A 25106-nucleotide genomic window follows, 5' to 3' on the forward strand; every position below is an offset into this window, starting at 1 on the left:
CATCCGACACCTCGACGAGGAGCGTGTACAGGTTCGGCGTCTCGGCCGACCAGGGCTTGACGGACGGGATGGCGCCAGCCAGCGCCGCCTTGCCGTCCGCGCCGGACTTGCCCCGCACGTGCAGGACTTCGCGCGCGCCGTCCAGCACGCGGGCGTCGACCTGCATCGCGGCCGGAACGCCCGCCATGTCGGCCACCAGCGCGAAGCTGCCGTCGCGGTAGGCCGGCTTGTCCAGCGCCGCGGTCACGCGGTAGTCGCGCAGGCGCGTCTTCGGTTCCGCATACAGGTACACGCTGCGCTCGATGCCGTTGACGCGCCAGAAATCCTGGTCTTCCAGGTACGAACCGTCCGCCCAGCGATACAGTTCGATCGCGATCATGTTGCGGCCCGGGTGCACGTAGCGGGTCAGGTCGAATTCGGCCGGCAGCTTGGAATCTTCCGAATAGCCGACGCGCTTGCCGTTGACCCAGACGTAGTACGCTGCGCCCGCCGCACCGATCTGGAGGAACACGTCGCGGCCGTGCCAGGCCGCCGGCACGTCGAACTCGCGGCGGTACGATCCCACCTCGTTGAGGTCATGCGGGATATACGGTTCGTTCTGCGGAAACGGGTACTTGATGTTGGTGAAGATCGGCTTGCCGTAGCCCTGCGCCTGCAGCATGCCCGGCACCTGGATGTGGCCCCATTTGGCAACGTCGTACGACGGCTTGAAGAATTCCTTCGGGCGCGCTTCCGGGTTCGGCGAATACTTGAACGACCACGTGCCGTCCAGCGACAGATAGTACTGCGACGCGGCCTTGTCGCCGGCCAGCGCCTTGTCGCGCGATTCGAAATTGAAGAACGTCGCCTTCATCGGTTCGCGGTTGACGGCCACGACTTCCGGCTGTTCCCACTCGGCCGGTTGCGGCCGGGCCGCCAGCGCCGGCAGCGCCGCCGCGGCGAGGACGACGGTCGCGATGATGTTCATTGATGCCATGAAGTGCCTGCCTCTTTCTCGTTGTCGGTGCATGATGGGCCTGTCCTTCAGCGGAAATGCAGGCCGTCGACGAATTCGTTCACCTCGAGCAGTCCCGCCTCGGGCGCGCTCAAGCGCTTGCCGCCGACGGTCACGTTCTCGATCGTGACGTTCCTGACCATGCGCGCGCCGTCGCGGCCCGTGATGCGCGCGGCGCTCGGCGCGCCGCGGCCCGTGTAATGGATGTTGCGCAGGGTGACGTTCTCGATGCCGCGGCCGGGGCTCGTGTTGTACTTGGCCGTGTAGGCGATCTTGAGGTTGAACAGCTTGCCCTCCTCGATGCGGTCGACGCGGATGTCGTCGAACACGACGTCGCGCACCAGGTTGTCGTCGCCGGCCATGATGCCGAGCGCGCCCTCGTATTCCGGCTCGTCCTCGTCGTGCTCGAGGATGTCGATGTTGGAAAAGCGCAGGCGCTCCAGCACCTCGCTTTGCGGGTGGGCCGGCGTCGGCGTGTTGCCGTGGATGCCGATCATGACGGCGTGCGCGACGTCGGCCCACAGGGTCGAGTCTTTCACCTGCACGTCGCGGGTGTCGCCCCAGATGTCCCAGCGGTGGTTGTAGAACGTGACGCAGTCGTCGGACGTGCGCACGAAGCTGTCCGCGATCGTCACGCGCTCGCAGGCGAAATGTCCCAGCCCGTCGGACCACTGGCCCGCGCCGATCGTGCGGATGTTCTTTTCGACGAGGTCCTGCGAGGTGATGCAGCGCATCGTGCCGTGCGGCTGGTTGATGAAGATCGGACCGTCGATCTCGACGTGACGCGAATTCCGCACGATCATCATGTCCACGCCGTCGAACAGGCCGTCGCTGATCACCTTGACGTCTTCCACGCCGTCGATTACGAGGGGATTCTTCATGATGGCCGCGCCGTGGATATACACCGTGGTGTGGGAACGCACGCGGAATTCGCCGCTGTGGATGCCGGGCCCGAAGAACACGGTGCTCTGCGTCATGTCGGGCGTCGTGCCCGTGCCGACGTCGTACGAGGACAGGTCCGCCGGCACGGCCGGCATGTCGGCGCGGATCGCGTGGGTGAACACGTGCAGGTTGTGCAGGTGGTCGTCGTCGAATTCCACGCTCAGGTTGTCAGGGCGGCGCAGCGTGAAGTAGACGATGCCGTCGCGCACGACGGGCTTGACGCCCTTCGCATCCGGCCGTATGGTCACTTTCGAGAACATGCCATTGTTCTTCTGGACCGCCACCTCCACCGCGCCGTCGAAATTGAAGTACACCATCGAGGCATCCTGGGGCTTGTCGAGGTCCACCTTGACGTTGTATTCGTACAGGTCCTGCCACGCGCCGCCGGGCACGCGCACGCGCACCGTGTAGTCGTCGTTGTGGTGGGAATAGCGGATCGGGTTCGGGAACGGGTGCACCTGCAGCCGGTTCTCGCCGGCGTGGGCCGGCGCGATGCCGGCGAACAGGCCGGCGCACAGAACGGCAAGCGGCAAGGTGCACAGGCGTGCGAACGCACGTAACGTGGACAACAACATCGTCTCCTTTACCCGTGCATGCGGACCGCGCCGCCGCCGGGTTTATCGTTTGGTTGCGGCGGGATCGGACTCTGCCCCGCCGTCGTTGGTATCGATAACAGCCTCAATTACATTTATATCACATCTGATGCGACTGTCAAGACCATGTCCGCTTTCGCAATGGAGCGCGGCCATCGTCACCTGCCGATGATAACGGCGGCGGCCGACGGCGACCCATATGTTTTTTATCGAAACGGATATCTTTTGCACATGGCAGATGCACTCCCGTCACCGGCCATGGCGGGCGCGCGACAGCTTGATTCGCGTCGTGGTTAACGATAACAAAACAAGGGCGATCCATGCTAGCATCGGCGCCGCAGTACGGCAGCACTTCGATCGCAGTCCAACACACGCCTGCATGGCATGGAGACGCCACATGAAGAGAATCGAACCGCACGACAGCAACGAACCCGCCAGCCCGACCCGCCCCGCCCTCACGCCCGCGGAGGCGCCCGACGCCGTCTCGCGCGCCGAGCTGGGACGCCGCAGTTTCCTCCTGAGTCTCGGCGCCATTGCCCTCGCCGGCTGCGGCGCGGGCGGCGCCGACGGCCCCGCCGCCAGCCTGCTCTCCGGCGGGACGGCAGGTGCAACGGCAACCGGAACGATGAGCGGGACCGGCGCATCGACCGGCCCCTTCGTCCATCCGGGCCTGCTGCACACCCAGGCCGACTTCGACCGCATGCAAGTCAAGTACACGACCGCGCCCTGGTCCGGCAGCTGGAACATCCTGGTCAACAACTCGCACGCGAGCCTGACGTACACGCCGCATCCGCAGACCATCGTGTACCGCGGCTACGACGGCACCCACGCGGAGAACTACAGCACCCTGTTCAACGACGTGGCCGCCGCCTACGCCTGCGCACTGCGCTGGAAGATCTCGGGCGACATCAACTACGCCAACAAGGCCGTGCAGATCATGAACGCCTGGTCGTCGACGCTCACGTCGATCCAGGGCACGACGGACGCCGCCCTGGCCGCCGGCATCTACGGCTACGAATTCGCCAACGCCGGCGAAATCATGCGCACCTATACCGGATGGGCCGCGGCGGACATCACGAGTTTCCAGAACATGATGCGGAATGTCTTCTATTCCATCAACCACGACTTCCTGATCCGCCACAACGGCACGGACATCACGCACTACTGGGCCAACTGGGACCTGTGCCAGATGGCGTCGATCATGGCGATCGGCGTGCTGTGCGACGACCGCACCCTGTTCGACGAAGCCGTCACCTATTTCCAGTCGGGCGCGGGCAACGGCGCCGTCGCGCAGGCCGTGTACTACATCCACCCGGGCTTCCTGGGCCAATGGCAGGAATCGGGGCGCGACCAGGGCCACAACACCCTCGGCATCGCGCTGATGGGCGCCCTCTGCGAGATGGCGTGGAACCAGAGCGTGGACCTGTACGGCTACGATAACAACCGCTTCCTGATGGGCGCGGAATACGTGGCGAAAGCGAACCTGATCCAGTCGGGGACGACCTATTACACGGTGCCCTACGTCCCCTACAACAACGCCGACAACGTCTACCAGGGCGTCTTCTCGACGAACAGCCAGGGCAACGTCCGCCCGTGCTGGGCGCTGGTCTACAACCATTACGTCAACCGCAAGGGCCTCGCGGCGCCGTATTCGAAGATGTTCGCGCTGCAGATCCAGCCGGAAGGCGGCGGCGGCAACTACGGCCCGAACAGCGGCGGTTACGACCAGCTGGGCTACGGCACCCTCACCTGCACGCGCGATGCGATCGCGGCCGGCGCCGCTCCCAGCGGCCTGAAGGCGCGCACGCCGGCCGGCCAGGTCGAGCTGTCGTGGTGGGGCAGCGCCTACGGCACCAGCTACAACGTCAAGCGCGCCACGTCGACGAGCGGTCCCTGGACCACCATCGCGAGCGGCATCACCGACCTGCTGACGTACACCGACAATCCGGGCACCGGCACCTGGTATTACGTGGTCTCCGCCATGACGCCGGGCGGCGAAACGGCCGATTCCAACCGCGCCACGGCCAAGGTGGGCAAGACGCTCCATACCTACCTGGCGTGCAACGAGGGCACCGGCACGGCGGTGTCCGATGCCAGCGGCCAGGGACACGCCGGCACGCTGACGGGCAGCGCCGCCTGGGGCACCGGCAAGTCGGGCAGCGCCGTCGCACTGAACGGGAGCACGGACTATGTGAACCTGCCGGCCAACCTGGTGACGGACCTGACGGACTTCACGGTGGCCTGCTGGGTGTACTGGAACGCAGCGCGCACCTGGGAGCGGATCTTCGACTTCGGTTCGGGCACGGGCCGCTACATGTTCCTCACGCCGCGCTCCGGCAGCGGCGGCGCGCGCTTCGCGATCACCGTCGACGGCGGCCACGGCGAGCAGGCGGTATCGAGCACCACCGCACTGCCGACCTCGCAATGGGTGCACGTGGCCGTGACACTGTCGGGGCGGACCGCGACGCTGTACGTCAACGGCGCCGTGGCCGGCACCAACAGCGCCGAGTTCCTGCCGCCGTGGCAGTTGGGGGGCACGAGCCAGAACTGGATCGGCCGTTCGCAGTATGCGGCCGACCCTTACTTCAACGGCAGGATCGACGAGTTCCGCATCTATCGCGGAGCACTCAGCGCGGCGGACATCGCGGCGCTGATCGCGTCCAGCTGATCGCGTCCAGCTGAGCGCGTAAAAAAGCCGGCCCGCGTCGCGCGACGCGGGCCGGCCGGATGCTTCAGCGCGGTGTCAGCGCCGGCGGCGGCGTGCGAGGGCCAGCGCCGTCAGTCCGATGCCCGCCAGCAGATAGGCGGCCGGCTCGGGCACCGCCGTCACCGCGGGATCGTTCAGGGTGGCGGCGACGCTCCCCTGCCCTTGCGCGCCGGTCGCCGGGGTCCAGGCGAAGTCCGCCAGCGCTCCCGAGACCGGATCGTAATGGCCGAGCGGCGCGAACGCGTCGTCGAACGCCGACACGACGAAATGCGATACATAACTCGCCAGCGGGTCGGGCTCGCCGGCGAACGTCAGGTCGAACGACAGCACGCCGCCGAAATCCACGGCGTGGAACAGATCGTTCGCCGTGTCGTTGCGGAACGCGTACCCGCCCGGCACCGGCGTCAGGCCCCAGGAGTCGATGTACGCGCTGCCGTCGAAGCCGACCATGTGGTCGACCACGGCCGTCGCCAGCGGCACGCCGCTGCCGGCGCTCAGGTTCATGTCGATGTAGCCGTCGGCCACGCCGAACGTCGACGTGTCGATCGCCACGTGGATCGTGCCGGCCGACGCCGCCCCGGCGCCGGCCGCCAGCAGCGCGGCGAGGGCCGCCCGGGTGCACAGGGCGGCAAGTTGGTTCTTGAATCGGGTGTGCATGTCGTGTCCTCAGAAATGGGGTTGGTAGAGCGCCGGCGTGTAGCCGACGATGCCGCGGGCCGGATTCGTGAACGTCAGCGGCACGGTCAGCGTCGCGCCGGGATTGAGCGGGCCGCCCACGACGACGTAGGGCGCGCCGCCGTTCGTGCCCGCGGCGCCGTCGAGCGTCACGCCCGCGGTGAGCCCGTTCAAGGTGAGCCACAGCGGGCCGGCCAGCGCCGTCGCGCCAGTGTTCGTGACGGTCACGCCGCCCACGTACTTGCCGGTCGCGCGGTTCAGCGTGGCGCCCTGCTGGGTCATCCTGACGCCCGTGCTCACGTCGGCCGGCGCGATGTTCACGGCGAGCGTGTGCTGCGCCTCGGTATTGCCGGCTGCGTCGACGCTCCAGTAGGCCACCGTATGGCTGCCCGTCGTGGCCAGCGCCAGCGCCGTGCCGGTCTGGCGCGCGCCGCCGTCCACCGTGTAATACGTCGCCGCGACGCTGCCGCCGACGTCGCTGGCGGACAGGGTCACAGTCACGTTCGTCGCGGGCGTGCCGTTTGCCGCGGACGCGGGGTCCGTGGCAGCCGTCGTGACGGGCGGCGTGGTGTCGGCGCCGTGCAGCGAACCGTGCAGGCGCACTTCCGACAGGTTACCGAACCACGTGCCGCCGTTGTAGATGCGGATGTAGCGGTACGGGGCCGCACTGGCGACGGGGAAGGTCTGCCATTCCGGCGTCGAGGCGGCCGGGCTGGTGAGCGTCGTCCAGCTCGTGTTGTCGTTCGAGCCCTGGATCACGGTGCCCTTCGCACGGGTGTAATACTGGTCCTGGCGCGCCGCCAGTTCCACGCCCGTCAGGTTGACCTGGTTGCCCGACTTGAAGTCGAACGTGATGAAGCTGCCCGCACCCGAGTTGTTGCTGCCGGTGCGGAAGTCCGAGATCGAGCCGAGGTTCGCGTCGAACAGGTTGTTCACGTTGCCCAGCGTGGTGGACGCGGGACGGTTGACGCTCGAGTCGATCAGCGTGGCGACGGCGGCCACGTTACGGATCGTGTCCGCCTCGTCCACCAGCGTCAGTCCCGTGTTGTCGGTCGTCGCCGTGCTCGTGAAGCCGTCCGCGCCGTTGGCCTGCTTGTAGCTGATCGCGAACTTGACGGCGCCCGCCGCCACGCCCTCGTTCAGCGTCGCGGTGGCCGTGAAGTTGATGTTGTCGGTCGTCGTCACGGCGGCCGGGACGCCCTGGATCGCGACGGCCACGTTGCTGACCGCTTCCTTGGCCGTGAACGTCAGCTTGACCGCGTTGCCGGGCACGATGCGCGTGCGCAGCGCCTGCGCGGAACTCATCGACACGGTCGCGATCTTGTTCGACGATGCGGCGGTGCCGTACAGGCGCAGCTCCTCCATGTTCCCGTACCAGTTATTGCCGTTCGTGATGCGGATGTAGCGGTATGGCTGCGGGCTGCCCACGGTCAGTGTCTGCCAGTCCGCCGTGTTGCCGGCCGCGTTCGAGATCGTCGTCCAGGACGTGTTGTCGTTCGAGCCCTGCACCACGGTGCCGTTGATGCGCGACGAGTACTGGTCCTGGCGCCCGATCACTTCGGCGCGCTGGATGGTCGCCTGCCCGCCCTCCTTGAAGTCGAACATCACCCAGCCGCCGTAGCCGCTGCCGTTCACGCGGAAATCGGTACCGCTGGCCAGGTTGCTGTCGAACAGCGTGTTCACGGTCGCCAGCAGGTCGGTCGCATTCCGGCCGCTGGAATCCTTCAGGCTCGTGATGGCCAGCAGATTGTCCAGGTAATTCGTCTGGTCGGCGATGAACAGCGACGTGCTGTCCGTCGTGAACAGCACGGGTTCGGCATCGACGCCGGCCGCCGTCTTGTAGTTCAGCAGGAACTTGACGTTGCCCGGCTTGACGTCGCCCGGCATCACGGCCGTCGCCGTGTAGTTGACGTTGTCGGTCGTGCTCACCTGCGCGGGCTGGCCCTGGATCGTCGCCGTCACGGCGTTGATCGGCGCCGCGGCCTGGAAATTCAGCTTGACCGTATTGCCCGGGACGATGCGCTTCTTCAGCGCCTGGTCGGAAGCGAGCGACACCGACGACAGCTGGTTGACCGTCTCGTGCCGGATGCCGAAGATGCGGAATTCCGCCATTTCGAACATGGTGCTCGACGGCTCGATCATCTGCAGCTTCAGGAAGCGGAACTGCTGGTTCTTCAGGTCGTCGCTCACGTCCAGCGTCTGCATGTCTTCCGTGACCGCCGTCATGCCCGGGGTCAGGCGCACCCAGTTCTCGTTGTCGTTCGAACCGAACACGGTGACGCCGCCGATGCGCTCGGGGAAGCTGGTCCGCACCTGCAGCTGGAACGCGCTGGCGTTGACCTTGTAGCTGGGGCCGAAATCCATGGTGTGCGTCAGGTTCTGCGCCTGGCCGTAGAACACGAACGAATCGGAACTGCCGTCCAGCAGGTTCGGGACGGCCGTGCCGAACGTGGACGAGACGAACATGTTCGCGAAGTTCATGCTGCCGTCGGCGAGCAGCGGCGTCAGTTCCGCGAGGCCCGTCATGGCGGCCTGCAGCGCGCCCAGCTTCTGGTAGAACTGGTCGTCGCCCGCCGTCGCCACCGCATTCGTCGCGTCCGCATAGGCCGCGTTGTAGACGGCCAGCGTCTGGCTGGTGTACAGCGTGCCGGGCTTGTACGCGGCCGTGACGGCCGCGATCGCGGACTGGCGGTCGGCGCTGACGACGATCCGCGCGGCCTTCGACGTGACCACCGTGCCGTCGGTCGACGTGACGATGAAGTCATAGGTGCCGGCCTGGGTCGGCACCCACGAGAACGCGCCGGTCGTCGAGTCGAACCGGGCGCCCGGCGGCAGGTTGTCGATCTTGTAGGTGAGGACGTCGGTGGCCGTGGCGTCCGTCGCCGCGAAGCTGTACGCGACGGTGGCGGTCGATCCCGCGTTCGTGTACAGGCTCAGCGCCGCATCGCCGCTGGTGAACACGGGCGGCGTGATGGCGGTGCCCGGGTTGACGTTCAGGTGGTCGATGTCGACCGTCGTGCCCGCGCCCTTGATGGTCAGGGGCAGGTAGTCGCCCAGGCCCTGGTACTGGTTGAATGCGTAACTCACGTAGCGCCATTGGCCCTGCGTGTCCGGCAGCAGGATCGTGTCGCCGAACGCGTCCATCGACGCTTCGCCGTTCGTGCGCACGCGGAACGCGACGCTGCGCGTGCCGTTGGCGTAGCCGAACACCGCCAGCCTGCTGCCCGCCCCGGTGGCCGCGACGCGCACGAACGACGCCGCGTCGTCCTGCATGGCCGTGCCGAAGCCGTCCAGCGACGTGAAGCGGTCTTCCACTTCGCGCAGCGGGTCGACGATGGGCTTCACGAGGAATTGCGTGCCCTCGCTTTCCGCCGCGGGCGGAATGAAGAGCCAGAAATCGCCGCCGCCGTCCACGCCGTCCCAGTTGTAGGTCGTCCGGTCCGCGAACATGCGCGTGAAGTTGGGCGCGCGCTGGCTCATGTCCAGGCCGCGCGTGTATTTGTAATAGTAGTACGGCTCCCACGTGTTCTGCGTGAGGCGGCCGCGGTACCCGCCCTGCAGCGTCTTGTAGACCACGGTCGGCACGCCGTTCGGGTCCGTGTGCGCGGCCGTCGGCACCCACGGCGTGTCGTAGCCGAGCATGAACCCGGCGAAGTATTCGGTCGCGTCCAGGATGCGGTCGTTCAGGAATTCGTACGGCCCGACGGCATCGGGCGCCGTCGACGCCGTGCCGTCGACGGGATCGATCTTCGTGTCCTGCGACATCAGGAGGCGCGCCAGGATGCTCATGTTCGTGACGTCGCCGGCGCCGTGCGCCTGGTCGCGTCCCATCTCCACGTGCTCCACCATGGGCGTGACGGCTTCTCCCGTGAGGTCGTTCTTCGTCACGAGGCGGAACAGCTGCTTGATCGAGCCGTTCTGGCCCTGGTCGACGGCCGTCTTGTTGATCGTGAACCACTCGACGCCCTCGTTCCAGCGCGCCCGGTTGCCCGTGAAGATATAGCCGGACATCGACCCGATCAGCGGATACAGGTGCTGGTTCATGAAGTGGTCGGGACTGTGGTTGAACGTCTCGGTGACGGGTACGATGAGGTTGTTCGTCAGGTTCGCGGTGTCCTGGTCGGTCCACGCCAGCGCCGCCGTCTGGCAGCTCGTGTAGCGCATGATCTCGGCCGCCGCCATCATCCGGTTCATGGGAATGCCCGTGTGGATGTGGGCGTCCGTGTAATAGGCGTACTGGTTCGGGTCCATCTGCGCCCAGATGCGGATCAGGCGCATGGCGTTCGCGCGGTACGTCTCGTCGCCCGTCACGTAGTACAGGATGGCCTGGGTGTAGGCCTTGAGCGCGTCCGCGATGAACTTCGATTCCACGCCCTGGCTGTTGAAGGCGACCGTCCCCGGCCTGGTCGGGTCCGAACCGCTCTGGTTGTTCGACGAGATCGTCTTCGAGGCAGCGCCCGACAACAGCATCCGGTTGAAATACGTGTTCCAGGGTTCCTTCTGCGCCAGCACCTCGGCGCGCATGGTCTCCAGCACGTCCTTCGTCAGGCCGACGCCGGGATGCTTGAAGCCGCTCGCGTCGATCGATTCGTTGATGGTCGGCTGGTAGGTCGTGACGATGGTCTGGATCGTGTCGGCGGCAAAGGCATCGTGCGCGCCGGGGCCCATCGCGGCGATGGCGAGCGACACGGCCAGCGCCGCTGCCCGCAGCAGGGGGGCGCGGGTACCGGTTTTCTTCATTTGAGTCTCCTCCATGGTTTTGTTTTTGCGGGATCGTCGACCACGTCTATGTTATCGATACCCCGCGTAAAGTCTAGCATGCGCAGGCCGGAACAAAATATCCTGTCGCGAAATATTTGTGATCGATAACCAGAAGGCGCGGTGGCGCCGCGGCGGGTCGACCGCCAGGTCCGCGCGGCCTGGGGCATGCGCTAGCGCAATTGGGCCAAGTCAAATATCCCCTGAACACGGGGACTAGAATCGGCAGAGGGCCAATGATCCTGAAGAGGCGGAAATGTTAACGCGACGCAAATTTTCCAGGAATGCCGCGAGCGGGTATATCGCTGTCGAAATGGCGTTTGTCCTGCCGATCTTCATCCTGCTGTTGGCCGTTCCCTTCTTTTTCGCCCGCGTGTTCTGGTATTACAGCGTCGGCGAAAAGGCGGCGCACGACGCCGCCCGCTATTTGTCGATGGCGAACCAGGCGGAAATGCGGACCTATGGCGGCGGTTTCAGCGAGGCCAAGGTGCCGGCGGTCGCCCGCTGGATCGCGCAACAGGAACTCGAGGAGATTCTTCCGTTCACGGACGGCATCAACATCACGCTCCTGTGCGACTCGATCGTCTGTGGCGGCGCCGTGCCGGCGACGGTACGCGCCGATATCCAGATCGGCCTGCATGACACGATTCTCAGCCCATTGACGTCGGAATATCTGGGCAATACCAACATGACCCTCAACAGCCACGTCACGATGCTTTACGCCGGGGACTGACCGATATTCCCGGTCTCGATCTGGCGCGGGCCCGTTCGAATAATGCGGAGTCGGAGAAAACGTATGGAAACGATCAACAGCGTAGCGGCCGCCCGGCCGGCGCCGCGGCCCGCCCCGGCCATGCCGCTTCGGCAGGACGGTGCGATCGGGATCATGTTCGCCGCCGGGCTCATTATCATGATCGGCTTTTTTGCCCTGGCCATCGACCTGTCCCAGATGTACAACCGCAAAATGGAATTGCAGAATACGGCGGATACGGTGGCATTGGCGGCCGCGCTGGAACTCGACGGCACGACCCAGGGCATTACCAACGCGCTGCAGAAAGCGGCGGAGCGCTTTACCGCGGCGCCGCCCGCCGGGCTCACTTACCACTACAACAACAGCGCCATGAGCTGGTCCGATGCGGCCATCGAGTTCGGCCGGGGTCCGGCGGGACCGTGGAAATCGGCCTCGGAGGCAAAGACACAGCCCGACGGACTGCTCTTTGCGAAAGTCGACACGAGCGGCCTCGATCAAGACTACGGCAAGGTCACGACGCTGTTCGCCCGGACCCTCACGCGCTCGTCCGACGCGTCGACCAGCGGCCGCGCCGTCGCCGGCCGCGCGGCCGTCAGGGTCACCCCGCTGGGCATCTGCGCCATGCGCAGCGAATCGCATCGCAATCACAACGGCGAACTGGAGGAATACGGCTACCGCCGCGGCGTGGCCTACAATCTGCTCGACCTGAACGTGCCCGCCGCCGCCGCCGGGAAGACGTTCCTCGTCAATCCGTTCGCGAACAGCGCCGTGATCAGCGACGTGGCCACCCTCGCCCCTTTCGTCTGCACCGGAACGATGGCAATGACCCGGCTGACCGGCGGCAAAGTCACCGTCTCGTCCCCGTTTCCGATCGGGAGCCTCTATTACTACCTGAATTCGCGCTTCGGTTCCTACAGCGCGCCGCTGGCCGCATGCGATGCCCGCACGGCCCCCTCGGACGCGAATATCAAGGAATATCCCTACAACGGCAGCAACTCCTGGATGCGCGTCACACCGACGGCGCAATCGGCCGCCCTGCTGCTGGATACTGACCGGCGCTGGACCGTCGCGGGCCCGGACACGGCGCCCGGCGGCACGACGAATGCGCAATTCGGCGTGCTGTGGTCGTACGCAAAGGCGGTTCCCTATGCCGCCTACCAACAGGCGGGCGAACCGGAACCGGCGGGCGGCTACAGTACCTACGATACGTCCGCCTGGGCCACTTTGTATAATCCCGGCCAGCCCACCACGTCGACGACGACGCCGTACCCCACGAGCCAATCCACGCCCACGCCCTATTCGTACACGAACGGGACGACCTTCTTCAAGACCTCCCCGGCGGGGAACAAGAGCGTACGCAACCGGCGCGTCCTGAACCTGCCGTTATTGGAATGCCCCGTGTCCGGCAGCAAGGCGACCGTACTCGGCATCGGCAAATTCTTCATGCCGGTCGCCGCCACCAGCAGCTCGCTCTACGGCGAATTCGCCGGACTCGTTCCCGAGCAATCATTGGGCGCCCAAGTGGAGTTGTACCCATGAAGACCTTATCGACCCTGCGCCGGCAGCGCCCGGCGCGACAACGGGGCGTTGCCGCCATCGAGTTCGCCCTCGTCGCCGTCATCTTCTTCCTGCTGTTTTTCGGCATCATCGAACTGGCGCGGGCCATGTACCTGTGCAACACCCTGCAGGAAGTCACGCGCAGGGCGGCGGCACTCGCCGTGAACACGGATTTCAGCGACGCCGCGGCGATGCAGAGCGTGCGTCAGCAGGCCGTCTTCCGCACGTCCCCCGGCCTGCTGGCCTTTGGCGACCCGATCACCGACCAGAACGTCAAGATCGACTACCTGCAGATACCCTCGGACTCGTCGGTGCCCGTATCGATGACCGGCACGTTGCCCGCCAGCCCCCAGGAAAACCGCGTGAACTGCATGCGCGATCCGAACGCCGTGAACTGCATCCAGCTCGTCAGGGTGCGCATCTGCCTGGCCGGCGGCGACAGCGGCAGCTGCGACCCCGTGCCCTACAAGGGCCTCGTGTCCCTCATCCCCCTCGCGTTCAACCTGCCACGGGCCACCACGATCGCCAAGGCCGAGACGCTGGGCATGCCGCCCGGGATGCCGTGCGGCTGCTAGGGCACCACGGCCGTCGCCTCGATTTCCACCCGCGCGCGGTCCTCGATCAGCGCCCGCACTTCGACGGCCGTCATGGCCGGATAATGGGCGCCGATGATCTCGCGGTAAGCCGCGCCCAGTTCGGCCGACGCCGCGAGGTATTCGCGCTTGTCGACCACGTACCAGGTCATGCGCACGAGGTGCTCGGGCCCTGCCTGCGCCTCGCGCAGCACGGCGACCACGTTGAGCAGCGCCTGGCGCGCCTGGGACGCGAACCCGTCGCTCTCGAATTCGCCGCGCGCGTTCCAGCCGATCATCCCGCTCACGAACACGAGGCGGCCGCTCGCCGCAATGCCGTTCGCGTAGCCGCGCGGGCGCGGCCAGAGCGGTGGTTGCAGGATCTCCATCACGTTCCTTCCTTGGCTTCGCGCAGCAGTTCGCGCGCGATGATCAGTTGCTGCACTTCGGTGGCGCCCTCGTAGATGCGCAGGGCGCGGATCTCGCGATAGAGCCGCTCGGCCGGATGGCCGCTGGTGACGCCCAGCCCGCCGAACATCTGCACCGCCGCGTCGATCACCTGCTGCGCCGATTCCGTCGCCGTCATCTTCGCCATCGCCGCTTCCTTCGTCACTTTGGCGCCGCGGTCGCGCTGCCACGCCGCGCGGTACGTCAGCAATGCGCCCGCATCGATCGACGTCGCCATCTGCGCGAGCTTCGCCTGCGTCAGCTGGAAGTCGGCCAGGGTCTGGCCGAACATCCGGCGGTGCTGTGCATGCGCCAGCGCCTCGTCGAACGCCCGACGCGCGAAGCCCAGCGCCGCCGCCGCGACGGACGTGCGGAACACGTCGAGCGTCGCCATCGCCACCTTGAAGCCCTGCCCCGCCAAGCCGATGCGCTGCGCGGCCGGCACCCGGCAACCGTCGAAACGCAGCCGCGCCAGCGGGTGCGGCGCGATCACGGCGATGCGCTCCGCGATCGAGAATCCCGGCGTGTCCGCGTCGACGATGAAGGCGCTGATGCCGCGCGCGCCCGGCGCCTCGCCCGTGCGCGCGAACACCACGTAGAAATCCGCGATGCCGCCGTTGGAGATCCACGTCTTCTCGCCATCGAGGACATACGCATCGCCGTCGGCCCGCGCGGCGCAGCGCATGGCGGCGACGTCCGAACCGGCATCCGGCTCCGACAGCGCGAACGCCGCGATGGCCGCGCCGCGCGCCACGCGCGGCAGGTAGCGCTCGCGCTGCGCGTCCGTGCCGAACAGGCTGATGGCGCCCGCGCCGAGGCCCTGCATGGCGAACGCGAAATCCGCGAGGCCATTGTGGCGCGCCAGCGTCTCGCGGATCAGGCAGATGGCCCGGGTATCGATCGCCGTCCCCGCGCCCGCGATCGCATGCCGCAGCCAGCCGCCTTCGCCCAGCAGGCGCACGAGGCGCCGGCAATCGGCGTCGACGTCGGCGCCGTGCAGGCCGCGCACGGTGTGCCCCGCCCACTCGTCGAGCGCCGCCTCCAGGTCGACGTGCCGTCCTTCGAAGAACGGCCACTCGAGATAACCCTTGTCCGCCATGTCAGTCCCCCTCGAAGCCCGGCACCGACTTCGCCACGAAGGCATGGTAGGCGCGGTGGAAGTCGTTGGTCGCCATGCAGATGGCCTGGGCCTGGGCCTCGGCCTCGATGGCGTCGTGGATCCCCATGTTCCACTCCTGCTGCAACATCTTCTTCGTCATGCCGTGGGCGAACGTGGGGCCCGCGGCCAGGCTGCGCGCCAGTTGCAGCGCCTCGCCCACCACCTCGTCCGGCGCGCACAGGCGGTTGAAGAAGCCCCAGCGCTCGCCCTCCTCGGCCGACATCGAACGGCCCGTGTACAGCAGTTCCGCGGCCCGTCCCTGGCCGATCAGGCGCGGCAGGATGGCACACGCCCCCATGTCGCAGCCGGCCAGGCCCACCTTCGCGAACAGGAACGCGGTGCGGGCGCGCGTGCTCGCGAGGCGCAGGTCGGACGCCATCGCCAGGATCGCGCCCGCGCCCGCGCACACGCCGTCCACGGCCGCCACGATCGGCTGCGGACACGCCAGCATCGCCTTCACGGTGTCGCCCGTCATGCGCGTGAAGGCCAGCAGGCCGGGCATGTCCAGGCGCGTGAGCGGCCCGATGATCTCGTGCACGTCGCCGCCGGAGCAGAAATTGCCGCCCGCGCCCGCGATGACGATGGCCTTCACGTCGTCCGCGTACGCGAGCGCGCGGAACAGGTCGCGCAGCTCCGCGTAGGATTCGAAGGTCAGCGGGTTCTTGCGCTCCGGGCGGTTCAGCGTGATGGTGGCCACGCCGTCCGCCGCTTCGAACAGGAAATGCTCGGCGCGGTAATCGGCCAGCGTCGTGCGGTTGCGCGGCAGCGCATGCGGGTCGCCCTGCAGGTAACGCATGGTGTGCTCCTGGTTTTAGTCGTCGTTGTCGTTCAGATGCCGCTTCATCGAGTCCAGCAGCGCGATCATCTTCGTCTTGTCGGCGGCGGGGATGTCGCGGAACAGGTCCGCCACCCAGCCTTCGTGCACGGCCGCCATGCCGGCGAACGTCGTGCGGCCCAGCGGCGTGAGCTTGACCATGTACGCGCGCCCGTCCTGCGGATCGGCCACCCGCACGACCAGCCGTTCGCGTTCCAGCTGGTCCGCGATGCCCGTGACGTTGCCGCCCGTGACCATCATCCGCTTCGACAGCTCGCCCATCCGCAAGCCGTCCGGATGGCGCTCCAGCTGGGCCATCAGGTCGAAGCGCGGCAGCGTGATGCCGAACGTGGCGCGCAGGCGGCCGCGGATCGTGGCCTCGACGCGCGTCGTGCAGGCCAGCATGCGCAGCCACAGCTTGAGGGCCTGGTGATGCTCGCCCGTCAGGCGCGCCGTCAGGTCGGGCGGGGCATCGTGCGCGGGCTTCACATGACCTCCCCGCCGGCCACCGCGATGGCCTGGCCGTTCAGTGCGGCCGCACCGGGCATGCAGAGCCAGGCGACCGCGTGCGCCACTTCGTCCGGCTGCACCAGCCGGCCCTGCGGATTCGCGGCCGCCAGTCCGGCGCGCGCCTGTTCCTCGGAGCGGCCGGTCTTGCGCGCGATGTTGGCCACGGCGTCCGCCACGATGTCCGTCTCGGTATAGCCCGGACAGACGGCATTCACGGTGACGCCGCGGTGCGCGACTTCCAGCGCCAGCGCGCGCGTGAGGCCGACGAGGCCGTGCTTGGCCGCGCAATAGGCCGCCACGTAGCGGTAGCCCGTGAGGCCGGCCGTCGAGGCGACGTTGACGATGCGTCCCCAGCCCGCGTCCGCCATGCCCGGCAGCGCGGCCTGGATGCAGTGCCAGGCGCCGGTCAGGTTCACGTCCAGCATGCGCTGCCACAGCGCGTCATCGGTACGTCCGAACGGCGCCGACGCCGCCTGGCCCGCATTGTTGACGAGGATGTCCACGGCGCCCGCGTCCGCGAACGCTTGCGCGACGCCGGCCGGATCGGTCACGTCCAGCGTCCGCCACGCCGCGCCGCCGCCCAGGCCGGCCGCCGCCGCTTCCAGTGCGGCCGCGTCGCGCGCCATCAGGGTCACGCGCGCGCCCTGCGCCAGCAAGGCGCGCGCGATCGCGAGGCCGATGCCGCGGCTGGCGCCCGTCACCACGGCATGTTTTCCAATCAAAGTGTCCATCAGCCCTCCAGCAGCCGCGCCGCGACCTGTTGCGGCGACAGGCCCGCGCCGGCCGCCGCCAGCTGGCGCTCGCGCTCCAGGTTGCGTTCCAGCTGGGCCTTGCCCGCCAGGTACTGCCTGGGCCAGGCGATGGCCGTGAAGCCGATCCGCGCGGCTTCCGCCAGGGTCCATGCGGGATTCGCCAGGTGCGGCCGGCCCACGGCGCACAGGTCGGCGCGCCCGGCCGCGATGATGCTGTTGGCGTGGTCCGCCTCGAAGATGGAGCCGACCGCGATCGTCGGAATGCCGGCCTCGTTGCGGACGCGGTCCGCGAACGGCGTCTGGTACATGCGTCCGAACACCGGTCGCTCCTGTTTGCTCACCTGGCCCGACGAGCAGTCGATCATGTCCGCGCCGGCCGCCTTGAACAGGCGCGCGATCTCCACCGCGTCCGCCGGGGTGATGCCGCCTTCGACCCAGTCGTGGGCCGAGATGCGCACGCTCATCGGCCTGGCCGCGGGCCACGCGGCCCGCATCGCGCGGAACACGCGCAGCGGATAGCGGCAGCGGTTTTCCAGGCTGCCGCCATAGTCGTCGGTGCGCCGGTTGGTCAGCGGCGAGATGAACGACGACAGCAGATAACCATGCGCGCAATGCAGTTCGAGCCAGTCGAACCCCGCCTCGGCGGCCGCGCGCGTGGCGCGCACGAAATCGGCCTCGACGCGCGCGAGATCGTCGTCCGTCGCGGCGCGCGCGACCTGCGAGATGCCCGGCAGGTATTGCTGCGCCGAGGCGGCGATCAGCGGCCAGTTGTCCGCGGGCAGCGGCTGGTCGATGCCGTCCCACATGGGCCGCGTCGAGCCCTTCGGGCCCGCGTGGCCGAGCTGGATGCCGATGCACGCGTCCGTATGGCCGTGCACGAAGTCGACGATGCGCCGCCACGCCGCCGTGTGCTCGGGCGCGTACATGCCAGGACAGGCCGGCGTGATGCGCGCGTCGGCCGACACGCAGGTCATCTCCGCCATCACCAGCGCGGCGCCGCCCATCGCGCGCGCGCCGAGATGCACGAGGTGGTAGTCGCCCGGCACGCCGTCGACGGCCGAATACTGCGCCATCGGCGAGACGATGATGCGGTTCTTGAGGAACACGTCGCGCACGCGCAGCGGCGTGAACATCGGCGGCACGCGCACGCCTGGCGGCAGGTCCACGCCCGCGCGCGCGCAGGCCCGCGCGGCGAACCAGTCCTCGAAGTGCGCGACGTAGCCGGGGTCGCGCAGGCGCAGGTTCTCGTGCGAGATGCGCTGGCTGCGCGTGAGCATCGAGTACGCGAACTGCTCCGCGTCCAGCGCCGTGTAGCGCTCCACGTTTTCGAACCATTCCATCGAATTGCGTGCGGCCGACTGGATCTTCAGCACTTCCACGGCGCGGCTGGCCTGGTAGGCGTCGAGTGCCGCGCGCGTGTCGCCCCCATTACCGGCGTGGCTGCCGAAACAGCGCGCCAGTTCGATCGCGTCTTCCAGCGCCAGCTTGGTGCCGGAGCCGATCGAGAAGTGCGCCGTGTGCGCCGCGTCGCCCATCAGCACCACGGGCACGCCGTCGTTCCAGTGCACCCACCGTTCGCAGACGATACGCGGGAACGCGATCCAGATCGCGGCGCCGCGCAGGTGGGCCGCGTTCGACAGCAGCGGATGCCCGTCCAGGTGGTCCGCGAACAGCCGTTCGCAGAAGGCGATGGCCTCGTCCTGCGGCATGTCGGCCAGGCCGGCCTTGCGCCACACCTCGTCCGGCGTCTCGACGATGAAGGTCGACGTCGCGCCGTCGAACTGGTAGACGTGGGCCTGGAACCAGCCGAACTCCGTCTCCTTGAACACGAACGTGAACGCGTCGAACTTCTTTGTCGTGCCCAGCCACACGAAACGGCAGCGCCGCGTCTCGACGGTGGGCCGGAACGTCGCCGCGTAGCGCGTCCGGATGCGGCTGTTCAGCCCATCGGCGGCGATCACGAGATCGGCGCCATAGCGCGCCGCGACGGCCTGGTCGTCCTGCACGTCCGTCTCGAACACGAGCTCCACGCCGAGTTCCTCGCAGCGCTGCTGCAGGATGTTCAGGAGCCGCTTGCGGCCGATGCCGCAGAAGCCGTGGCCGCCCGACGTGATCCGTTCGCCCTTGAAGAACACGTCGATGTCGTCCCAGTGGTTGAACGCCTGCAGGATGCTGCGCGCCGTCGGTTCGTCGGCCGCGACCAGGTTGCCCAGCGTCTGGTCCGAGAACACGACGCCCCAGCCGAACGTGTCGTACGGCCGGTTGCGCTCGACGACGACGATGCGGTGCGCGGGCTCCCGCTTCTTCGCCAAGAGCGCGAAATACAGGCCGGCGGGTCCGCCGCCGATGCAGACGATGTTCATGACAGTCGTAGTTTGAAGCGCTGCAGCTTGCCCGTTTCCGTGCGCGGCAGCTTGTCGGTGAAGCGCACGGCGCGCGGATATTTGTACGGCGCGATCTGCGCCTTGACGAAGTCCTGCAGCATGCGCGCCGTGGCGGGCGTCGGTTCGTGGCCGGGCTTGAGGACGACGTGCGCCTCGACGATCTGGCCGCGCTCCTCGTCCGCCCGTCCCACGACGCCGCACTCTGCCACCGCCGGATGCCGCAGCAGCGCTTCTTCGACCTCGGCGCCGGCGATGTTGTAGCCGGCCGAGATGATCATGTCGTCCGTGCGCGAGCGGTAGTAGAAATAGCCGTCGGCGTCCATCTCGTAGCTGTCGCCCGTCAGGTTCCAGCCGTCCAGCACATAGTCGCGCTGGCGCTCGTCCGCCAGGTAGCGGCATCCCGTCGGGCCCTTGACGGCCAGGCGTCCGGTCACGCCCGGGCCGACGGGATGGCCGTCGTCGTCGAGCACGCAGGCGCGGTAGCCGGGGACCGGCTTGCCGGTCGCGCCGGGACGGATGTCGGCGCCGGCGGCGGAAATGAAGATGTGGAGGATCTCGGTCGCGCCGATCCCGTCGATCATGTCGATGCCGGTGGCCGCTTTCCAGCCCTCGCGCGTGGCCAGCGGCAGCGCCTCGCCGGCGGACACGCATTTCTGCAGCGAACGCAGGTCATGGCGCGCGGCGAGCGGCGTCATCTGCCGATAGAACGTCGGCGCCGTGAAGCAGACGGTGGCCCGGAAGCGCTCGATTGCGGCCAGCAGTCCCTCGGGCGTGAGCTTTTCGAGCAGCACGCCGGCCGCGCCCACGCGCATGGGGAACAGCAGCAGCCCGCCCAGGCCGAACGTGAAAGCCAGCGGCGGCGTGCCGATGAAGACGTCGTCCGCGCGCGCCCCCAGGGTATGCGGCGGAAAACAGTCGCAGATGGCCAGGATGTCGCGGTGGAAGTGCATCGTACCCTTCGGGACGCCGGTCGTGCCGGACGTGAAGCTGATCAGGCAGACGTCGTCGGCCGCCGTCGCCACGGGCGCGAACGGCGCATCGTGCCGCGCCATGCGGGCCTCCAGCCCGTCCGGATGGCCGGGGTCGTGAAAATACACGACGGGCGGATGGTCCTCGACCTGCTCGAATTCCGCCGCCAGGCTGCGCGCGCACAGCACCGCGTTCACCTTCGCCTTGTCGAGAATGATGCCCAGTTCGCGCGCACGCAGCAGCGGCATCGTCGGCACCGCGACGAGTCCCGCCTTGAACACGGCGAGGATCGCGGCCGCCATCGTCGAGCAGTTCGCCCCGCGCAGCAGCACGCGGTTGCCGGGCACCAGCCCCATGTCCGCGCGCAGCACGTGGGCGATGCGGTCCACCTGCGCCTGCAGCTCGGCATAGGTCCACGTCAGCGCGTCACCCAGCACGGCGCTGCGCGCGCCGCGTCCGGCCGCGACGTGGCGGTCCAGCAGCTCCGCCACGCAATTCAGGCGCGCCGGGTACTGGAGCCCGGGCAGGTCGAACACGAGGTCCGGCCACAGGTCGACGGGCGGGAGATGGTCCCGCGCGAACGTGTCGATGTGGGCCGATGGACTCAACTCTGCAGCGGACATGCCCGTCATGAAGCGCCCCCGGAGAAAAGATCGGTCGATGCGTACCGGAAGATACTTTAAGCCTAAAGCAATTCCGGCGGCAAGCGGAATCGAACGGTGGCGTGCGCGGCGCCGTTCAGAAGGTGTGGACGATACCCAGGCGCGCCTCGTGCTGGCTCGCGCCCTTGGCGTAGGCGTTCAGCGCGACCTGGCTCTCGTTGCGCGTCCAGCTCGCGGACGAATAGAGCGTCGTGCGCTTGCTGAGCGGGTAGCTGTAGCCGATGCCGGCCTGCTGGGCGACGCCGTGCGCCAGGTCGCGCAGGTCGCTGCGGTTCCACGACGCGATCACGGTGCCCGTCGGCACCGGCACGGTCACGCCCAGCAGCGTGTTGCGGATGTCCGTCGCGCCGGCCGCGGCCAGCTTCGTGTCGCCGTAGCCCGCATGCAGCTTCATGAAGCCGAGGTCGTAGACGACGCCCGCCAGCGCATTCCTGACGCGCACGGTGGATGCACCGAGGCCGGTGGCAGCGACGATGCCGCCCAGCTGCGTCGTCGCGGCGCCGAGCGGGACGCCGTCGCTGTCCTGCCAGCTGACGTGCATCACCCAGTGCCCGGCATCGTGCACCAGGCCGACGAACCTGCTGCTGTTGGTGCGGAAGCCGTTCGCGGATTCGCCGAACTTGTAGCCGCCGCGGACGTGCCAGCCGTTCAGCGCGGGCGTCTCGTACGTGACGGTGTTGTCGGCCCGCGAGATCGGATCGACCTGGCCGATGCCATAGCCATAGGTACGCTGGGCGTTGCCCGCTTCCTGATTCTTGAACGGGTCGATGGCCTTCAGCGCCAGGTAGGTCGAGCTGTATTGCCGGCCGAGATAGGCCGCGCCGAAGCCGCCTTCCAGGCCGACCCAGGCCTGGCGTCCCCACAGGCGGCCGCCGTTGTTCAGGTTGCCGTCGTCCGGATTGAATCCGCTTTCCAGCGTGAACGCGACGCGCAGCCCGTCACCGAGCTGTTCGGTGCCGCGAAAGCCCAGGCGGCTGCCCAGCCGGTTGCCGGACGATTCGGACCACGTGCCCGATTTCGCGCTGCTGTTGTCGTACTTGATGCCGACGTCGACGACGCCGTAGACGGTCACGTTGGTTTGTGCGTGGGCGCCGCCGCAGGCCAGGGTCAGGACGGCGCAGGCGATGGTCGATGGTTTCATGGGTGTCTCCGTTGTGGTTGGATGCATGGATCGTCGGGACGCACGACGCCATCCGCCGCGCGCGGGGGCGCGCGGCGGGCCCGTACGCCCGTGTGGTCAGGTCAGTGAGCGGAGGCGCGCGCGCCCTCGGCGGCGGTCTTGCGCTGGTCGATGCGGATGAAGACCGTCATCAGGAACGCCACGCAGACCAGGCCGGCCAGCAGCATCAGGCCCGTCGTTGCGCTGTGCGTGCTGCCCTTGACGTAGCCGATGAAGAAGGGGCCGACGAAGCCGCCCAGGTTGCCGATCGAATTGATGATCGCGATCGAGACGGACGCCGACTCGCGCGACAGGAACAGGGTCGGCAGCGCCCAGAACGGCGACTTGAACGCATACAGGCCGGCCAGGCTCAGGCTGATCATCGCGATCGACGCGACCGGATCGGTCACGAGGCCCGTCGCCAGCATCGCGGCGGCGGCCACGCCCAGCGGGATGGCGGAGTGCAGGCGGCGCTCGTTGCGCTTGTCCGAACTGCGCGACCAGCAGATCATCGCAACGGTGGCGATCAGGTAAGGGATCATCGCGATCAGGCCGACCTGCGTATGCGACAGCCTGGCCGAGAACGACTTGATAATCTGCGGCATCCAGTAGCCGGTGCCGAGGCTGCCGCACTGGTACACGAAGTAGATGAACGACAGGTACAGCACGCGCGGATTGGCGATCGTCCTGCCGAGGTCCAGGTGGGCGGCGGCGGGACGGCTCTTGCGGTCCTTGTCCTGCTCGGCCTGCAGCCAGTCCTTCTCGGCCTGCGTGAGCCACGTGGCCTGGTGCGGGCGGTCGGTCAGGTACAGGAAGCACAGCACGCCGCCAACGACCGCCGGCACGCCTTCCAGCACCAGCATCCAGCGCCAGCCGCTCCAGCCGAGCCAGTTCACGTTGTCCATGATCCAGGTGCTCAGCGGCGCGCCGACGATGTACGAGACCGGGATCGCCGCCGTGAACAGCGCGACCGTCGTGGCGAGTTCCTTCTGGCGGAACCAGTAGGTCAGGTACACGATGATCCCCGGGAAGAACCCCGCCTCGGCCACGCCGAGCAGGAAGCGCAGGATGTACAACTGGGTGGCGTTCTGCACGAAGCCGCACGCCACCGAGATCACGCCCCACGTCAGCAGGATGCGCGCGATCCAGATGCGGGCGCCGAAGCGGTTCAGCGCGACATTGCTCGGGACCTCGAACAGGAAGTAGCCGATGAAGAAGATGCCCGAGACGAGGCCGAACGCTTCGCTGGACAGCGCCAGCTCCTTGTTCATCTGGAGGGCGGCATAGCCGATGTTGGCCCGGTCGAGGTAGGAGATCACGTACAGGATGAATACGAACGGAATGATCTTCCACGTGATCTTGCTGACGAGCGCACGCTCGTCGATCGGTTGCGGCATTGGGGTGGCGGACATGTGTTCTGTCTCTTTCGGTCAAGGATTGGACGGTTGGGCCGGTGCGGAGAAGATCATGCAGACCGGACTGCCCGACTGCAGCGCAAAGCCGGTCGGCGTCAGACGCCCGCCGTGCGGGTCGACGGCGAATGCGACGATGCTGTCGCTGTCCTCGTTCAGCACGAACAGGAAGCGGCCGTTGGGGCTCAGGCAGAAGAAGCGCGGCGTCCTGCCCTGCGCCGCGTCCGCGCCCAGGAATGCCAGCAGCCCGGTGGCCGGGTCGATGCGGAACACGGCGATGCTGTCGTGCCCGCGGTTCGACGCGTACAGGAAGTTCTGGCCGGCGTCGATCTGGATTTCCGAGGCGCGGCTGTTGCCCGTGAACGTGTCTGGCAACGTGCCCAGGATCTGGCGCGGCGCCAGCGCGCCGTTGCGCTCGGAATAGGCATAGGCCGTGACGGTCGAATCCAGCTCGTTCAGCACATAGGCCATGCCCCGGCGCGGCGCGAACGCCATGTGGCGTGGCCCGGCGCCCTCGCGCGCGGCGACGAACGGCGGGTCGGCCGGCGCCAGCCTGCCGGCGGCGAAGCGGAACGAAAACGTGCGGTCCAGGCCCTTGTCCTGCACGATGACGAAGCGGCCGCTGGGGTCGAACGGATTGAAATGCGGCTTGGCGAGCTTCTGTTCCACGCGGTGCGGACCGAGCGGCCCTTCCAGCGTGACCAACTGCTCCAGCGCGCCCAGGCTGCCGTCCGCCCGGATCGGCAGCACGGCCAGGCTGGAGCCGAGGTGGTTCGAGACCACGACGTAACGGCCGTCCGGATCGATCGCCAGGTGCACCGGGTTCTTGCCGCCGGTGCCCTGGCGGTTCACGAATGCCAGCGTGCCCGTGGCGCGATCGACACGGAAGGCGCTGATGTCGCTCATGTCGCCGTGCACGGCATACAGATGCGTGCCGGTCTTGTCGAGTGCCAGGAACGAGGGATTGACGAGGTCGCGCACGACCTGCACGAGCTCGAGGCGGCCGTGGTCCTGGTCGACCTTGAATACGCTGATACCTTCGCCGCGGGCGTTGCGTTCGCGCGTCGTGCGTGAGCCTGCATAGGCAAACATCGGAACTCCTTGGGATGGATGGGATTGAACGGCGTGCGCCGGGGACGCGCCGGCCATGCCGAGTCCTGCGCTCGAAAGAATGGCGTGGAGGACCCGGCGCCGCCGCGTCCTCGTCCCGGGTTGGATGGGGATTTTCATGATGTCTCCTGTGTATTTCTGATGTTCTGTTTTTATATATTGCATTTTTTAGCGCGAAT

18 protein-coding genes are annotated in these 25106 nt (G+C 67.6%); 4 read left to right on the plus strand and 14 right to left on the minus strand.

The genetic code is table 11. From position 1 onward, the window contains the following. Positions 1–976, minus strand: a 976-nt coding sequence (locus ASC93_RS32420; RefSeq protein ID WP_368854549.1) for a sugar-binding domain-containing protein, incomplete at its 3' end; no start/stop codon positions are given. Positions 977–1023: 47 nt separating this feature from the next. Beyond that, entirely contained in the window at positions 1024–2505 is a 1482-nt protein-coding gene (locus tag ASC93_RS25330; RefSeq protein WP_157202119.1) for a glycoside hydrolase, read from the minus strand. Positions 2506–2926: 421 nt separating this feature from the next. Here ASC93_RS25330 and ASC93_RS25335 point away from each other — a divergent pair, with 421 nt between their 5' ends. After that, on the plus strand, positions 2927–5197 hold the full coding sequence (locus ASC93_RS25335; RefSeq protein ID WP_082548336.1) for a LamG-like jellyroll fold domain-containing protein: 2271 nt from the start codon (positions 2927–2929) through the stop codon (positions 5195–5197). A gap of 75 nt (positions 5198–5272) precedes the next feature. On the opposite strand, the gene ASC93_RS25340 is transcribed toward ASC93_RS25335, so the two are convergent. Beyond that, positions 5273–5893: an NF038129 family PEP-CTERM protein gene (locus tag ASC93_RS25340; protein ID WP_056449291.1), complete on the minus strand. Its 621-nt coding sequence runs from the start codon at positions 5891–5893 to the stop codon at positions 5273–5275. Between the two features lie 9 nt (positions 5894–5902). After that, a complete protein-coding gene (locus tag ASC93_RS25345) occupies positions 5903–10651 on the minus strand; it encodes a discoidin domain-containing protein (protein ID WP_056449294.1) in 4749 nt (1582 codons plus the stop codon). A gap of 274 nt (positions 10652–10925) precedes the next feature. On the opposite strand from ASC93_RS25345, the gene ASC93_RS25350 reads away from it, so the two are divergent. The 3 genes from ASC93_RS25350 to ASC93_RS25360 all read left to right on the plus strand — a co-directional run bounded on the left by ASC93_RS25350 (position 10926) and on the right by ASC93_RS25360 (position 13552). Further along, positions 10926–11402 carry a TadE family protein gene (locus ASC93_RS25350; protein WP_082548337.1) on the plus strand — a complete coding sequence of 159 codons (477 nt, stop codon included), beginning with the start codon at positions 10926–10928 and terminating at the stop codon, positions 11400–11402. Positions 11403–11465: 63 nt separating this feature from the next. Then, on the plus strand, positions 11466–12959 hold the full coding sequence (locus ASC93_RS25355) for a pilus assembly protein TadG-related protein (RefSeq protein ID WP_056449298.1): 1494 nt from the start codon (positions 11466–11468) through the stop codon (positions 12957–12959). After that, on the plus strand, positions 12956–13552 hold the full coding sequence (locus ASC93_RS25360) for a TadE/TadG family type IV pilus assembly protein (RefSeq protein WP_056449300.1): 597 nt from the start codon (positions 12956–12958) through the stop codon (positions 13550–13552). The genes ASC93_RS25355 and ASC93_RS25360 overlap by 4 nt, the downstream gene beginning before the upstream one ends. Here ASC93_RS25360 and ASC93_RS25365 read toward each other — a convergent pair. The 10 genes from ASC93_RS25365 to ASC93_RS25410 all read right to left on the minus strand — a co-directional run bounded on the left by ASC93_RS25365 (position 13549) and on the right by ASC93_RS25410 (position 24909). Further along, complete coding sequence (locus ASC93_RS25365; protein ID WP_056449303.1) at positions 13549–13938, minus strand: RidA family protein; 390 nt, start codon at positions 13936–13938, stop codon at positions 13549–13551. The genes ASC93_RS25360 and ASC93_RS25365 overlap by 4 nt on opposite strands. Next, positions 13938–15095, minus strand: coding sequence for an acyl-CoA dehydrogenase family protein (locus tag ASC93_RS25370; RefSeq protein ID WP_056449306.1), 1158 nt, complete (start codon positions 15093–15095; stop codon positions 13938–13940). The genes ASC93_RS25365 and ASC93_RS25370 overlap by 1 nt, the downstream gene beginning before the upstream one ends. 1 nt (position 15096) lies before the next feature. Further along, positions 15097–15951, minus strand: coding sequence for an enoyl-CoA hydratase family protein (locus ASC93_RS25375; protein WP_056449309.1), 855 nt, complete (start codon positions 15949–15951; stop codon positions 15097–15099). Positions 15952–15966: 15 nt separating this feature from the next. Further along, entirely contained in the window at positions 15967–16458 is a 492-nt protein-coding gene (locus tag ASC93_RS25380) for a MarR family winged helix-turn-helix transcriptional regulator (RefSeq protein WP_056449312.1), read from the minus strand. Continuing rightward, positions 16455–17210: an SDR family NAD(P)-dependent oxidoreductase gene (locus ASC93_RS25385; RefSeq protein ID WP_056449315.1), complete on the minus strand. Its 756-nt coding sequence runs from the start codon at positions 17208–17210 to the stop codon at positions 16455–16457. The genes ASC93_RS25380 and ASC93_RS25385 overlap by 4 nt, the downstream gene beginning before the upstream one ends. Beyond that, the gene (locus ASC93_RS25390) at positions 17210–19594 is read right to left on the minus strand and encodes a bifunctional salicylyl-CoA 5-hydroxylase/oxidoreductase (protein WP_056449320.1); all 2385 of its coding nucleotides are present in this window, start codon (positions 19592–19594) and stop codon (positions 17210–17212) included. Before ASC93_RS25390 ends, ASC93_RS25385 begins: the two co-directional genes overlap by 1 nt. Beyond that, positions 19591–21216, minus strand: coding sequence for a benzoate-CoA ligase family protein (locus tag ASC93_RS25395; RefSeq protein ID WP_056449326.1), 1626 nt, complete (start codon positions 21214–21216; stop codon positions 19591–19593). Before ASC93_RS25395 ends, ASC93_RS25390 begins: the two co-directional genes overlap by 4 nt. A gap of 106 nt (positions 21217–21322) precedes the next feature. Further along, positions 21323–22387 carry a porin gene (locus ASC93_RS25400; RefSeq protein ID WP_056449331.1) on the minus strand — a complete coding sequence of 355 codons (1065 nt, stop codon included), beginning with the start codon at positions 22385–22387 and terminating at the stop codon, positions 21323–21325. 101 nt (positions 22388–22488) lie between these two features. Further along, positions 22489–23817 (minus strand): MFS transporter, encoded by a 1329-nt coding sequence (locus ASC93_RS25405; protein WP_056449334.1) that lies wholly within the window; start codon positions 23815–23817, stop codon positions 22489–22491. Between the two features lie 18 nt (positions 23818–23835). Then, positions 23836–24909, minus strand: a complete 1074-nt coding sequence (locus ASC93_RS25410; RefSeq protein WP_056449336.1) for a lactonase family protein — start codon at positions 24907–24909, stop codon at positions 23836–23838. Positions 24910–25106: the final 197 nt, after the last annotated feature.

Origin of the sequence: Massilia sp. Root335 (assembly GCF_001425685.1) — a bacterium.
Taxonomy (GTDB): domain Bacteria; phylum Pseudomonadota; class Gammaproteobacteria; order Burkholderiales; family Burkholderiaceae_D; genus Telluria; species Telluria luteola.